This window comes from Hyphomicrobium sp. 1Nfss2.1 (assembly GCF_965243865.1).
Lineage (GTDB): Bacteria > Pseudomonadota > Alphaproteobacteria > Rhizobiales > Hyphomicrobiaceae > Hyphomicrobium_A.
In genome coordinates this window covers 1927899-1941202 of sequence record NZ_OZ251603.1, presented here as the reverse complement: position 1 = coordinate 1941202, position 13304 = coordinate 1927899, and the positions used below count along the sequence as shown (strand labels likewise).

The following is a 13304-nucleotide window of genomic DNA, read 5'->3' as shown; positions in this document are numbered from 1 at the left end:
TCCAGCGAGAGCGTGGGGTGCCTGCGGTTTAGGCGAAACGCACGCCATAAATCGGCGGCAGGTGCTGAGCTGCGCAGTGCCAGGTGTCGCCCTGGTCCTCGGTGACCCAGAGGTTTCCCGTGGTGCTGCCGAACGACAGGCGGTTGCCGGTGGTGTCGATATCGAGCGCGTGGCGGTAGACGAGATCGTAGGCGTGCTCTTGTGGCAGTCCGTTGCGCAACGTCTCGAAGCTGCGGCCGCCGTCGCGGGTGCGTGTCACGACGATCTCGCCGGAGACGGGGATGCGCTTTTCGTCCTTTATGGCCGGGACAAACCAGGCTTTGTCCGGGTCGTTAGGGTGCACGGCGACGGCGAACCCGAATACGGATGGGCCGGCCTCGGTGATTTCCTCCCAGCGGGCGCCGCCGTCGTCGGAGCGGAAGATGCCGTTGTGATGCTGAACCCAGAGGCGTTCGGGCTTTTCGCGGCATTGCACGAGGCGGTGCGGATCCTGGATGTTTGGGTCGAATTGCTGGTCGGGGGGCATGTACGCGGCGCGCATGCCTTCGCCCGAGCAGTCCCAACTGTCGCCGCCATCGAGCGAACTCCATACGCCACCGCAAGAGACGCCGATCTGAACGCGTTTTGAATCGCGCGGATCGATGCAAATGGAATGAATGCCGGGGAGGTCGGCGCCGCCGCCGAACCACTTCTTACGTTTTGGGTCGTCCCACAATGAACGGACAAGCTGCCAGTTCGCACCGTGATCTGTTGAACGGAACAGCCCGCCAGGAATGGTGCCGCACCAAAGAACGCCGGGTTGATCGGTGCCGCCGGCTTCCAGCGCCCAGACGCGCACGGTGGACCAGGGGATTGGTTTGCCCCACATGTCCTTGTCGTCCTCGTCTTCGGGCTTTTCGGGATATGTGGGAGTGGCGCACTCTTCCCACGCGCCGTCACCTGACCTGCGGTGGAGCTTGACGCCGAAGTGCCCGTGATCAAGCGCGGCATAGAGACTGCCGTCGCGCGGATCGGCGAGCATCATCGACACGTTGTCGGCGAGGAAGTCCGTGCCGGCGATTTTCCAGGCACCGTCTTGGCGAGTGAGCGTGAAAAGACCTTTGCGCGTTGCGACGTAGATGCGGTCGGACATGCTGCCTCTTCGGGTGGCTTTGCCTCAATGCGCCGAGCTAGCCGCCCGACAGGGCCTGCAATACGAAAATCTCTCCGTTTTCGAGAACGGGATCGGAGAGGTTCACGCGGTCCTCGATGCGCTTGCCGTCGATGAAAATCACCATGTGCTTGCGCAGTGCGGATTGGTCATCGAGCACATAGGTGCGAGCGCGAGCATTTCCAGCGAAGGCGGCATCGAGTGCCTCGCGCACCGTCGCAGCGGCCACGTCAATGGACGGGCAGGCGATGTGCCGCTGCAATGTTGTTGTGAAGGAAACGCGCGCCATGCCCTTGCAATTGGATCGTCTGTAATCAAACGACCGGAAGGATGGGGGCATTGCGGCGGCTTGTCCAGACGCTAATGCTTGTCCTCGCCTGGAGCATCGCCGAGCACGAAGCGTAACAGCCCAGCCATGTCGTTCGAGGTGCCGTCGGGCGGGAGGCCGAGCTGCTCGCCCGGAAGATTGAAGCGGTTCACCCAGTAGGTTGGATAGCCGAAGCTCTTGGCGCCGAACGCGTCCCAGCCGCCGAACGCGGCGAAGGCAATCTCGTTCTTCTCCAGGCCAAGCCGCTCCATTCCGAGGGCGTAGGCGCTGGGTTCGGGTTTGTAGCTGTGGTTGACCTCGGTCGACAGCAACTCGTCGAAAAGGTCGGTGATGCCGGCGCGATCGGCGTTGGAGCGGAGCATCAGCGGAGAGAAGTTGGCGATGGTGATGATGCGCACGCCGGCGGCCTTGAGCTTCTTCAACGCGTCGACCGTGTCGGGCCAGGGATCGAGCGTGAGATAGGCGTCGAGCAGGCGCGCACGAACGTCGGGCGGCAACGGCAGCTTCATGGCCTCGGCGGTGTAGACGAGCGCGTCCTCGGTGACCTTGAAGAAATCGATCTGACGATTGGTGATGGAGCGCAGGAAGCCATAGTCGAACTGGCGGGCGCGCCAGGCCTGTGTGAATGCCAGACCCTTGCCGGGGAATTCCTTCTCGACCTTGGGGATGACGGAGTTGGCGTTGAAGAGGACGAAGTAGTCGAAGGCGACTGCTTTGAAGCGCGGGGCTGCCTCACTCTTGATGGTGAGCGCGAAGAGGGCTGCTGCGACGAGCAGCAGGGGCGTCGCGATACGCATAAGGTTGCCTCCGGGGTTATTGCCAGCGGGGGCGCTAGCCTCCCACTGTGCAATTCGTTTAACCCCGTCGACATGTTTCGCGCGTGCTGCCGATCGGCCGGCAACGCGACGTGCGCGTCTGCTTAGTGGGCGAGAGCCTTGACGATCTCTTCGGTCATCTTCTTGGCGTCGCCGAGCACCATCACCGTGTTGTCGTTGTAGAACAGCGGATTGTCGATGCCGGCATAACCGGAGGCGAGCGAGCGCTTGTTGAACAGCACCGTGCCGGCCTTCCACGCCTGCAGCACCGGCATGCCGTAGATCGGCGAGGTCTTGTCGGTCTCAGCGGCTGGATTGACGACGTCGTTGGCGCCGATGACGTAGACGACGTCGGCCTGCGGCATCTCCGAGTTGATGTCTTCCAGCTCGAAGACCTCGTCGTAGGGGACGTTGGCCTCGGCGAGCAGGACGTTCATGTGGCCGGGCATGCGACCGGCGACGGGATGGATGGCATACTTCACCTCGACGCCGGCTTTCTTGAGCTGGTCGCCCATCTCGCGCAACGCATGCTGCGCCTGGGCGACGGCCATGCCGTAGCCGGGCACGATGATCACTTTGGAGGCGTTCTTCATCACGTAGGCCGCGTCCTCGGCAGAGCCGAGCTTCACCGGCTTCTGCTCGCCACCCCCTGCAGGGCCAGCGGTCTCGCCGCCGAAGCCGCCGAGGATGACGGAGATGAAGGAGCGGTTCATGCCCTTGCACATGATGTAGGACAGGATCGCGCCGGAAGAGCCGACGAGTGCGCCGGTGATGATGAGAGCGATGTTCGACAGCGTGAAGCCGATGCCGGCGGCGGCCCAGCCGGAATAGGAGTTCAGCATCGACACGACGACGGGCATGTCGGCGCCGCCGATGGGGATGATGATCAGCACGCCGAACAGCATCGACACGAAGGTGATAGCCCAGAACAGGGTGGGATCGCCGCCCGACTGGCAGAACAGGTAGATCAGGTAAATGAGCCCGGCGAACAGGGCGATATTGATGAGGTGGCGCGCGGGCAGGATGATGGGCTTGCCGGACATGCGCGCCGACAGCTTCAAGAAGGCGATGACCGAGCCGGTGAAGGTGATTGCGCCGATGGCGACGCCGAGCGACATCTCGATTAGCGAGGCAAAGTGAATGTTGCCGGCTTCGCCGATGCCGAAGGCGTCGGGTGCGTAGAGGGCAGCCGCGGCGACGAACACGGCGGCGAGGCCGACGAGCGAGTGGAAGGCGGCGACCAGCTCGGGCATCGAGGTCATGGCGATGCGGCGGGCGGTGACGGCGCCGATCGTGCCACCGACGCCGATGCCGATGGCGAGCAGGATCCATGTGAGCGTCGTCTGCGGGCTGGCAACGGCCAGCGTCGTCGCCATGGCGATCAGCATGCCGAGCATGCCGAAGTAGTTGCCCTGGCGCGAGGTGGCGGGGCTCGACAATCCGCGCAGTGCGAGGATGAACAGCACGCCGGAGACGAGATAGAGAATGGCGGTGAGGTTGGGTGTCAGCATGGCACGCGATCCCCGTGGGCGCTGTGGAGCGTCATCACTTCTTGTCGCCCTTCTTCTTGTACATGGCGAGCATGCGCTGGGTGACGAGGAAGCCGCCGAAGATGTTGATCGCGGCCATGATCAGAGCGAGGACACCGAACGTCTTGGAAGCAAGGGTGTCGCCCGAGAGGAAGCCGTCGACCGCGCCGTGCTCGACCGCGACGGCCAGCAATGCGCCGACGACGATCACCGAGGAGATGGCGTTGGTGACGGACATGAGCGGGGTGTGCAGCGCGGGCGTGACGCTCCAGACGACGTAGTAGCCGACGAAGATCGCCATTACGAACACCATCAGCTCGTGCACGATCGGGTCGACCGTGCCGCCGATGCCGCCGGCCGCGAAGGCCGGGGCGACGCCCGCTGCCGTCATGCCGGCAAGGAGCGCGAGTTTGAGCAACGGGGTTCGCATCAGGCCGCTCCCTGCAGGCTGGGGTGAACGAGGGCACCGTCGCGGGCGAGAAGCGTGCCCTTGACGATCTCGTCGTCCCAATTGATGGCCAGCGTCTTTTCCTTCTTGTCGATCAGCGTCTCGAGGAAGGCATAGAGGTTCTTGGCGTAGAGGCTGGATGCATTGATTGCGAGGTCACCGGCGAGGTTGAGCGGGCCGTAGATGCGCACGCCGCCGTGGTCGACGATCTCGCCGGGCGTGGTCAGCTCGCAGTTGCCACCGCGCTCGGCAGCGAGGTCGACGATGATTGATCCGGGCTTCATGCTCTCGACCATGGCGCGCGTGATGAGGCGCGGCGCCGGGCGGCCGGGGATCAGCGCCGTGGTGACGACGATGTCCTGGTTCTTGATGTGGTTGGCGACGAGCTCTGCCTGCTTGGCCTGGTATTCCGCCGACATCGGCTTGGCGTAGCCTGCGGCGGTCTGCGCCTGCTTGAACTCGTCATCCTCGACCGCGATGAACTTGGCACCGAGCGAGGCGACCTGCTCCTTGGCGGCAGGGCGAACGTCGGTGGCAGAGACCTGAGCGCCGAGACGGCGGGCGGTGGCGATGGCCTGCAGGCCGGCGACGCCGGCGCCCATGATGAACACTTTTGCGGCGGGAACCGTGCCCGCCGCCGTCATCATCATAGGCATGGCCTGCTGGAACATGGCCGCAGCATCGACGACAGCCTTGTAGCCGGCGAGGTTGGCCTGGCTCGAGAGGACGTCCATCGACTGCGCGCGCGTAATGCGCGGCATGAATTCCATGGAGAAGAGCGATGCTTTCGATGCCGCGAGGTTGGCCAAGGCGGCCTTGTCGCCGTAGGGATCGAGCATCGCGATGACGAGAGCGCCGGGCTTCAGCGCGGCGACGTCCACTTCCGCGGGCCGGCGCACGCTGAGCAGGATGTCGGCGCCCTGCAAGGCCTCGGCAGCCGTGGCCGCAATCTCGGCGCCGGCGGCGCGGAGCGTTTCGTCAGAGAAGCGTGAGCGCGAACCTGCCCCGGATTCCACTTTCACAGTGGCGCCGAGGGCCGCGAGCTTCTTGACCGTCTCAGGGGAGACCGCAACGCGCGGCTCATCCGCCGGTTCGGCCGTAACCGCAATGGTGACCATGCATCGTCCGATCGAGAGGGGTTTCTCTCGCCGCCGGTGCGAAGCGCCAGAATGAATTGGCGCCGAGCACTGCAGCGCGCGGCGCGAATTTCTTAGGTGAGGAAGAAGGCCATGCCGGCCAGCAGGACTACCAGGGAAACAACTCCCACCTTTGCGAACAGCAGGAACTGCTTATAGGTGTGCTCAGCCTGCCCGTAATCCATGTTGGGATTACCGCCGCTCAGATCGATCGCCACAGTTTTCTCTCCCCAATGCGTATTCTTTGTATTTGACTTGGTACCTCAGTGGGCGCCGCCTATCAAGCACCCGAAGGGCCTAGTAAACCTGTCCCATCGTACGGGTTGTTAGTGGGGGCGGTGCTAGTCTGCTGATACGCAAGGCGGACGCGTTCATCATGGACCCTTACCAGCTTTTCCAACGTCTGGCAGTCGCCCTCGCCATTGGCCTCATCATCGGCATCGAGCGGGGCTGGAAGCAACGCGCCGAGCCCGAGGGGGAGCGGGCGGCCGGCCTGCGCACCCTAACGCTGTCGGGGCTGCTCGGGGGCGTGTGGGGCGCGCTGGTCTACGGGGCCGGTGCGTGGGGGACCGTCGCGCTGGCACTGGCATTCGTCTGCTTCACGGGCGTCATCGCTGCATTTCGCTATCGCGAAATGGTGCACGAGGGCACGTTCGGGGCAACGACGGTGGTTGCCGCGATGCTGGCGTTTGCCCTTGGAGCGCTCGCGGTGCTCAGCGATCCTGGCCTTGCCGCTGCGGCGGGCGTTGCCACGGCGCTGCTGCTGGCCCTCAAGCAATGGCTGCATGCTTCGCTCGCCAAGCTGACATGGGAGGAGTTGCGCTCGGGGCTGGTCCTGCTGGCGATGACGGTAATCATGCTACCGCTGCTGCCGGACCGAGTGGTGACGCCGTGGTTCCCGGTCAACCCTCGCGAAGTGTGGCTGCTGACGATTTTCATCGCGACGCTTTCGTTCGCGGGCTACCTTGCCATCCGTATTGCCGGGCCGGAGCTGGGCGCGCTGTTGTCGGGTGTTGCCGGCGGTCTCGTCTCGTCAACGGCGGTGACCGTGAACATGGCGCAGATGGCGCGGCAATATCCGACGCATCGCGAGATGTTTGCCGCCGCGACGATGGTGTCGGGGGCGATGATGATGGTCCGCGTGGCGGCTGTCGTTGCGGTGGTCAACGCCGGGCTGCTGGCAAAGCTGGCGCTGCCCCTGGCTCTGGGGGCGCTGGTGCAGGCTGGGTTTGCGGCTCTCTCCGCGTGGCGCGCGGGAGCGGATAAGGAGGAGGCGGCGTCCCTCAACCTCAAGAATCCGTTCGATCTCGTGTCGGTGCTGCAGTACGGCGCGCTGCTGGCAGTGATCATGGCGCTGGCGAATGGCATTGCCGTTTGGGCGGGGGCGATCGGTGCATATGCGCTGGCGGCAGTCTCCGGCATCCTCGATGTCGACGCGATCAGCATGTCGATGGCGCGCCTTGCTCCACAAAGTCTTTCGGCAACGAGCGCGGCAACCGCCATTCTCATCGCGGTTGGCGTCAACTCGATTTCGAAAGTGGGGCTTGGGATCAGCGCGGGCGGGTTGCGCTTCGGCAGGCTGCTTGGACCAGCGCTTGCAGCAACGCTGGTCGCAATCGGGGCAGGTTTCTGGGTGTCCATGGCGTGGTGAGCCCACCGCTTGTCTCGGCCGGTCGGCAAAAAAATCCAGTAGCGCCCATGGGGCCCTGCTTTTCACCCTGCGCCTACACGATAGCGCCAGGGACACACGAAGCGAGAAATGCGGACGGTTCTGCCGGTAACGTAGAATGCGACGTTGTACAGCTTCTGATTGGTGGAGTAGACGGCGATGATTGCATGGATGAGCCCGCCCGATGCTCCGCAAAATACTCTGGTGCTGCGTGGTCGTTATATGCGCGAGCGCGGTTGCTGCTTGTGCGCCAGGCATTGACGACAGCAAATCGCTGAGCGCGCTCAAGAGCGCCAACGAAGGTGCCGCGTTCTTGCAGATCAGCTACGGTGGTTTGCCCTGCAGGACTGGCAACGTCGCTTTGGCGACCGAGGCCGCGCCCGGACGTTTCCAGCTTTACAAGACGCTTATGGTGGGCGGCATGGCTGCCTCCGCCGCATTGAAGCCGCGTCAAGTTTCTCTGCCCGCGGGGACGTACCATATCGGTTACGTGGCCTGCCAATCCGTCGGCGACATGAAGTACATGATGGGAGTTGGCGAGCATGACGGCTCAGTTGTCTTGGGCAATCCCAGGCAATCGCTCGCCAAGTTCACGGTTTCGGCTGGAGAGGCCGTGAACGTCGGGAAGCTCAACCTGGAGCCGACCGACTATCTGGCTGACGCGGCGAGGATATCGGTCGCCGACATCGCGCCAGACGCGATGCAGCAGTTGCGAGCCGAAGCTCCGGCGCTTTCGTCCTCCCTCGTTACGCGCTTGATGACGGTAACGTCGCCTGGCCAAGCCTATAGGATCGAGAGGGCGCAGATTGGACTCTGGTGAGCGTTCGAGGCGCTGGATCTGGTCGGCTGCCGCGGGCCTTGCCGTCGCGTTGGCTACGGTGCTTGCCGGGTGCACCAGTCACGTATCTGACGACCTCAACATGGACGCGCTCGGGCAGAGCGGCGATGCCGTCATCGTGATGACGGCTGTCATCGATCGCAATCAGGAGATGTCCTGCATGTCGGTCGCGCTACGCACCCCGGACAACAAGACGCCACGCACGGTGAGTGGAAAGACCGTATCGAGCGTCAAGCTCGGGACTAGAACCATCCTGGATCCCAGTGCGGAGGTTACAGGCTCGGCCCAAATTGCTCCGGGAACCTACAAGGTGGTCGAGGCGTCGTGCAGTCGTCCGGACAAGAGCGGGACGCTGAAAATCTTATCCAGCGATCCGAAGGGGTTTGCGACGTTCAGCGTGGCCGCGGGTGAAGTCGTCAACCTCGGAAAGCTCATCATAATCGAGGTTATCGCCGATCAGCCCTCGTTCATGCAGCCGGCCCGTTATGTCTATGTCTCGCACGTGGCGGCGCTGTCGAGTGATCCGAGGTCCTCGCTCAATAAGGATCTTGCGGCGCGCTTGATCGATCGCCCGATGACAATCAGTCATCCGCCCTTGCCACAGGCGGAGCTGGCGCGCATTTGCCGGCTGCGACGTGAAGCTAAGGGGATCAGTTTGGCCACGAGGAGTCCGGCGGCATGCACGTTGGCTGGTCTGTGACACGTCGGAACGGCGCACACGCCGGGGTGGTTGGCTAGGCGGCGATCAATTCGTAGGCTCTTTGCGCAGCGACATGATGAAGGCGGCGAGGTCGTACATCTCGTCCTGCGTGAGGTGGTGGTTGGGCATCATTGGCGGGATCGACTCCAGCCATTCGACCACGCCTTCCGCCGTCTGCAGCGGCCGGTTGGCAACCGCGACAAAGCCAGGAACGCCCATCGGCCCCTGCTTTTCACCCTGCGCGGGGTTGAGATGACAGTCGGCACAAAGCGTGCGGGCAAGGGTCTCGCCCTTCGCGGCATCGCCCACGTCCGCCCAAGCTGGCTGTAGCGACGCAACCAATAGGGCCAGCACCGCCGTCACCGTCAGCGCCCGGGTCGGCAGCATTGAACTATCTCCGTCTGGTTTGCAGCAAGAAGCCGCCGAAGATTTGCGGTTCGCGGTGACTGCGCGTTGATGCAGATCACAACGGCGCGTAGTGATCACCGTAGGATAATGCTGCGAAGGTCAAGTAGCGATTGGAGATGGTGCAATGGCAATCAACGAAGGCGGCCTTGATCGAGCTGTGCGGATCATCGCCGGATTGCTGCTCTTAGGTGTGGCGCTCGGTCTTTATGGCCCTGAGTATCAGTCGATCTGGGGATGGATCGGTGTCGTGCCCCTGATCACCGGGGTCTTCGGCCGTTGTCCGGTCTACTCGCTGCTGGGCATCAATACATGCAGCAAAGCCTGAGGCGAAGAGCTGCAATAAGCGACAGGCGATCCAAGAGGATCGCCTGCGCGCATTGTGGGCTGCGAGTTCAGCCCTTCGGCGGCGGGCGCGAGAAGCAAGCCGTCGGGTGTGTGTTGTCAGAGCCCGGCATATATAGGCAGCCGCAGAATGACAGCCCCTCGCAACATTGGTCCGACGTCTGGCCATTGCAGTCGCGGCGAAGGCCCTTGCCCGGCGTCTTGAGCTTGGCTGCAACCGGGCTGACGGACGGCTTCAGTGTTTGAAAGGTTCCCTGTCGCGTTGCTTCCTGCGATGCGCCCGCTTGAGCGGACGGGGCCAACAGGACACCTGCCGCCACAAAAGCGGTCGCGACAAAGGCAGTCAGTCGAGAAATTTTCAAAGATACAATCACGTTCAATCTCCTTGGCGTTTATGCAATGGCGCTGCTTGTCATTCGCAACGCCCAAGGAGATTTGCGGATCGGGACGGCTGCAGCTGTTCCTGCGGTAACAGTTCGCTTTCGCTGATGCGTTGATCAGGGGAGTGGAACGCGGGTCGCGTTAAAGGCGGCGTGCTGGCGGCTCGTCAGTTCGTCGAGGTCGAAGCCTTCGATTGTCTCATTGAAGAGGCGATACCAGTTCTGACGCGCGCCCAAGTGCAGGAAGACACCGCCGAGGCCGATGGCGGCGCGATCCATGAATACGAACTCGCGCGGGATCTTCACCGGCCCTTTGTCGCGCAGGATCTGGTGCACGGTCATCGCTTCCTTGCGGCCGTATTCGCCGGGGCTCGTGTGCTCGGCTATGGCGCGCTCGCGGTCGTCGAGGAGCGGTCCGTAAATGAAGCGCGCCCAGATGGTGAGGCCGTCGATCAGCTCGTTCGACAGGCCGAGAAAGCCCCACGTCTCGTATGCGTGCACGACGCGTTCGCGATCGCCCGCAAGGAGGCCGCGATAGAGATCGATGACACCCTGGACGAATTGCGGGCGGAAGCTGCGCATGCAGCCGTAGTCGAGCAGATTGATGCCGGCCGGATGCCCTGCTTGCTCGAACACGGAGTAGTTGCCCAGATGCGGGTCGCCGTGGATGACGCCGTAATGGCTGAAGGGGAACCACCAGGCGCGGAACATGGCGCGGGCAATGGCGTTGCGGTCATCCAGCGGCGCGTCCTTGTAGTCGAGCAGCTTAGCTCCATCCAGCCAGGTCATGCTGAGTAGGCGCTTGGTCGACAGCTCGGGGACGATCTCGGGGACGCGGATTAGAGGATCGTCCGCGAAGATGAGGGCGTAGAGCTGCGTGTGGCGTGCCTCCAGCTCATAATCGAGTTCCTCGCGCAGACGGGCTGCGATCTCCTTGAGGATCTCGCCCGTCTCGACCGCGGGGCTCATACGCTTATGGATGGCGAAGATTGCCTTGAGCTGCGTTAAGTCGGCTTCGACGGCGGAGGCCATGTCGGGGTATTGCAGCTTCACCGCCAACGCGCGGCCATCGAGGGAGGTGGCGCGGTGCACCTGGCCGAGGGAGGCCGACGCCGCCGCCTCGACATCGAATGCGGCAAAGCGCGATGCCCAGTCGGGGCCGAGCTCCGCCTGCATGCGGCGCTTGGCGAACGCGGGTCCCATGGGCGGCGCGGCGGACTGGAGCTGCGTCAGCTCGCGTGCATATTCGGCGGGGATTGCCTCAGGGATGGTTGAGAGAAGCTGGGCCACCTTCATCAGGGGGCCTTTGAGGCCACCCAGAGCGGCGGCGAGATCGGCGGCAGCGCGTGAGCGATCATGTTCTACGCCGAATAGCCGTTCACCGGCAACGCGAGCGGCGATGCTGCCGACGTTGGCGCCGACCTTCATGTAGCGGGCGGCGCGTGCCGAAAAGCGGTTTTCCTCGTTGGCCATGGCCAGGCATATCGGCACAAACGCGCGCGTTGGCAAGGTGGTCGCACCGACGCGGGTCAGACTGTGACACGTGCTGTACGGCGGGACGCGTCAAACGGCGACCTGGGTTCCCACCTCGACGACGCGGTCGGTCGGAATCTGGAAGTAGGTCGTCGCATCTTGCGCACTACGGGCCAGTGCGACGAACAGCCTGTCCTGCCAGCCGGGCATCTCCGACTTCGGCGTTGTCCTGAGGTTGCGTCGCGACAGGAAGAACGACGTTGCACCGATATCGATGTTGAGATCCTTGCGTCGGCAGACCTCGAGGATCTTTGGCACGCTTGGCGTTTCCATGAAGCCATAGCGGGCAACGACGCGCACGAAGGAGTCGGACACGCGGTCCACACTGACACGCTCGTAGCGGGGGACGCGCGGCATGTCCTCGGTGTGGATGGAGAGGATGATGTTGCGCTCGTGAAGCACGCGGTTGTGCTTCAGGTTGTGCATCAGGGCGGTTGGTGCGGCGGTCGGGTCGGCGGTGAAGAACACTGCGGTGCCGGCGACGCGATGGGGCGGCTTTGCTTCGAGCTTTCGGAGCAGCCAGTCGAGGTCGGCCTCGTTCTTGCGCGTCTGCTTGGCGAGCAGGCGCGAGCCGCGCACCCAGGTGACCATAATGAGTCCGACGCAGGCTGCCATCAACAGTGGCACCCAGGCGCCTTCGAAGATCTTCAACATGTTCGCTGCAAAGAATGCCTGCTCGATCAGCAGCAACGGCACGATCAGCAGGGCGGTCTGCCAGAGCTTCCAACCCCACATGCGCCAGATGACGAAGAAGGCGATGAGCGAGGTGATCACCATCTCGGCTGTGACCGCGACGCCGTACGCCGCGGCAAGGCTGCTCGAAGACTTGAACAGCAGCACCATGAATAGGACGGCGACGAGCAGCAGCCAGTTCACGCGCGGCATGTAGATCTGGCCGGCCATGCTCTCGGACGTGTGCTTGATGCCGAGGCGCGGGAAGAGACCCAGCTGGATGGCCTGCCGCGACAGTGAGAATGCGCCAGTAATGACGGCTTGGCTGGCAATGATCGTTGCAGCCGTCGCCAAGATGACCATCGGCACCAGCGCCCATTCCGGGTAGAGCAGGTAGAACGGGCTTTCGAGCGCCTGCGGGTTGGTAAGGACGAGGGCGCCCTGGCCGAAGTAGTTCACGACGAGAGCGGGCAGCACGAAGCTGAGCCAGGCTGTCTGAATGGGCTTGCGGCCAAAATGGCCCAAGTCTGCATAGAGGGCTTCGGCGCCCGTAACGGCGAGGAACACCAAGCCCAGCACTGTCAGGCCGACTACGCCGTGCTTCAGGACAAACTTGATGCCGTAGAGCGGATTGAGCGCGACGAGTACGTCGGGATTGGTGGCGATGCTCATGATGCCGCCGACGAAGAGCGCAACGAACCAGACGACGGTGATGGGGCCGAACCAGGCGGCGACCTTGGCGGTGCCATGCGACTGAACGGCGAAGAGACCGATGATGATGACGATCGCGAGCGGCAAAACGAGATGGTCGAAGGCGGGTGAGACCAGGTGCAGGCCTTCGACAGCGGAAAGCACCGAGATTGCCGGCGTGATGACCGCGTCACCGTAGAAGAACGCTGCTCCAGCAATGCCCAATCCCATGATCACGGACGTGCTGCGCTTGGCGACGGACTGACCGAGCGCCATCAGCGCGAAGATGCCGCCTTCGCCGCGGTTGTCTGCGCGCAGCAAGATGAAGACGTACTTCAGCGTCACGATGAGCAGGAGCGCCCAGGTGATCAGCGACAGGACGCCGAACACCGCCTCGCGGCCCGCGAAGCTCGCGCCCTTGGCAGCGACGATCGCTTCCTTGAAGGCATAGAGCGGGCTCGTACCGATGTCGCCGTAGACGACGCCGATCGATCCAACGACAAGGGCCCAGAATTTTTCATTCGGAACCCCGTCGGTGGAGCCCTGGTCGGTGCCCCGAGCCACCGACTGCGATTGTGCCACTCGGCACCTCACAATTTGCTAGGCTGCAGTGCAGCAGATGGCGAGCGCTTCGATTCCCTAACGCCCCGTATCGGGGTGTCCCTT

14 protein-coding genes are annotated in these 13304 nt (G+C 63.5%); 4 read left to right on the top strand and 10 right to left on the bottom strand.

Annotation, left to right across the window (positions count from 1 at the left end):
* Window positions 1-28: 28 nt before the first annotated feature.
* The 7 genes from ACP15D_RS09490 to ACP15D_RS09460 all read right to left on the bottom strand — a co-directional run bounded on the left by ACP15D_RS09490 (window position 29) and on the right by ACP15D_RS09460 (window position 5624).
* A complete protein-coding gene (locus ACP15D_RS09490) occupies window positions 29-1132 on the bottom strand; it encodes a WD40/YVTN/BNR-like repeat-containing protein (protein ID WP_424957276.1) in 1104 nt (367 codons plus the stop codon).
* Between the two features lie 37 nt (window positions 1133-1169).
* On the bottom strand, window positions 1170-1439 hold the full coding sequence (locus ACP15D_RS09485) for a MoaD/ThiS family protein (protein WP_424957275.1): 270 nt from the start codon (window positions 1437-1439) through the stop codon (window positions 1170-1172).
* A gap of 71 nt (window positions 1440-1510) precedes the next feature.
* Entirely contained in the window at window positions 1511-2275 is a 765-nt protein-coding gene (locus ACP15D_RS09480; RefSeq protein ID WP_424957274.1) for a haloacid dehalogenase type II, read from the bottom strand.
* A 122-nt stretch (window positions 2276-2397) separates the two neighbouring features.
* Window positions 2398-3801: an NAD(P)(+) transhydrogenase (Re/Si-specific) subunit beta gene (locus ACP15D_RS09475; protein WP_424959208.1), complete on the bottom strand. Its 1404-nt coding sequence runs from the start codon at window positions 3799-3801 to the stop codon at window positions 2398-2400.
* A 37-nt stretch (window positions 3802-3838) separates the two neighbouring features.
* On the bottom strand, window positions 3839-4252 hold the full coding sequence (locus tag ACP15D_RS09470; protein ID WP_424957273.1) for a proton-translocating transhydrogenase family protein: 414 nt from the start codon (window positions 4250-4252) through the stop codon (window positions 3839-3841).
* Complete coding sequence (locus ACP15D_RS09465; protein ID WP_424957272.1) at window positions 4252-5388, bottom strand: Re/Si-specific NAD(P)(+) transhydrogenase subunit alpha; 1137 nt, start codon at window positions 5386-5388, stop codon at window positions 4252-4254. Before ACP15D_RS09465 ends, ACP15D_RS09470 begins: the two co-directional genes overlap by 1 nt.
* A gap of 92 nt (window positions 5389-5480) precedes the next feature.
* Window positions 5481-5624, bottom strand: coding sequence for an aa3-type cytochrome c oxidase subunit IV (locus ACP15D_RS09460; protein WP_424957271.1), 144 nt, complete (start codon window positions 5622-5624; stop codon window positions 5481-5483).
* Between the two features lie 158 nt (window positions 5625-5782).
* Between ACP15D_RS09460 and ACP15D_RS09455 the strand changes: the two genes are divergently transcribed.
* From ACP15D_RS09455 to ACP15D_RS09445, 3 genes are all read left to right on the top strand, one after another.
* Entirely contained in the window at window positions 5783-7057 is a 1275-nt protein-coding gene (locus ACP15D_RS09455) for an MgtC/SapB family protein (RefSeq protein WP_424957270.1), read from the top strand.
* Window positions 7058-7259: 202 nt separating this feature from the next.
* Window positions 7260-7895: a hypothetical protein gene (locus tag ACP15D_RS09450; RefSeq protein WP_424957269.1), complete on the top strand. Its 636-nt coding sequence runs from the start codon at window positions 7260-7262 to the stop codon at window positions 7893-7895.
* Window positions 7896-7995: 100 nt separating this feature from the next.
* Window positions 7996-8613, top strand: a complete 618-nt coding sequence (locus ACP15D_RS09445; protein WP_424957268.1) for a hypothetical protein — start codon at window positions 7996-7998, stop codon at window positions 8611-8613.
* A 45-nt stretch (window positions 8614-8658) separates the two neighbouring features.
* On the opposite strand, the gene ACP15D_RS09440 is transcribed toward ACP15D_RS09445, so the two are convergent.
* On the bottom strand, window positions 8659-9000 hold the full coding sequence (locus tag ACP15D_RS09440) for a c-type cytochrome (protein WP_424957267.1): 342 nt from the start codon (window positions 8998-9000) through the stop codon (window positions 8659-8661).
* A gap of 145 nt (window positions 9001-9145) precedes the next feature.
* On the opposite strand from ACP15D_RS09440, the gene ACP15D_RS09435 reads away from it, so the two are divergent.
* Window positions 9146-9346: a YgaP family membrane protein gene (locus tag ACP15D_RS09435; protein WP_424957266.1), complete on the top strand. Its 201-nt coding sequence runs from the start codon at window positions 9146-9148 to the stop codon at window positions 9344-9346.
* Window positions 9347-9860: 514 nt separating this feature from the next.
* On the opposite strand, the gene ACP15D_RS09430 is transcribed toward ACP15D_RS09435, so the two are convergent.
* Both ACP15D_RS09430 and ACP15D_RS09425 read right to left on the bottom strand, forming a co-directional pair.
* The gene (locus ACP15D_RS09430; RefSeq protein WP_424957265.1) at window positions 9861-11216 is read right to left on the bottom strand and encodes an ABC1 kinase family protein; all 1356 of its coding nucleotides are present in this window, start codon (window positions 11214-11216) and stop codon (window positions 9861-9863) included.
* Between the two features lie 90 nt (window positions 11217-11306).
* Complete coding sequence (locus ACP15D_RS09425; RefSeq protein ID WP_424957264.1) at window positions 11307-13220, bottom strand: potassium transporter Kup; 1914 nt, start codon at window positions 13218-13220, stop codon at window positions 11307-11309.
* Window positions 13221-13304: the final 84 nt, after the last annotated feature.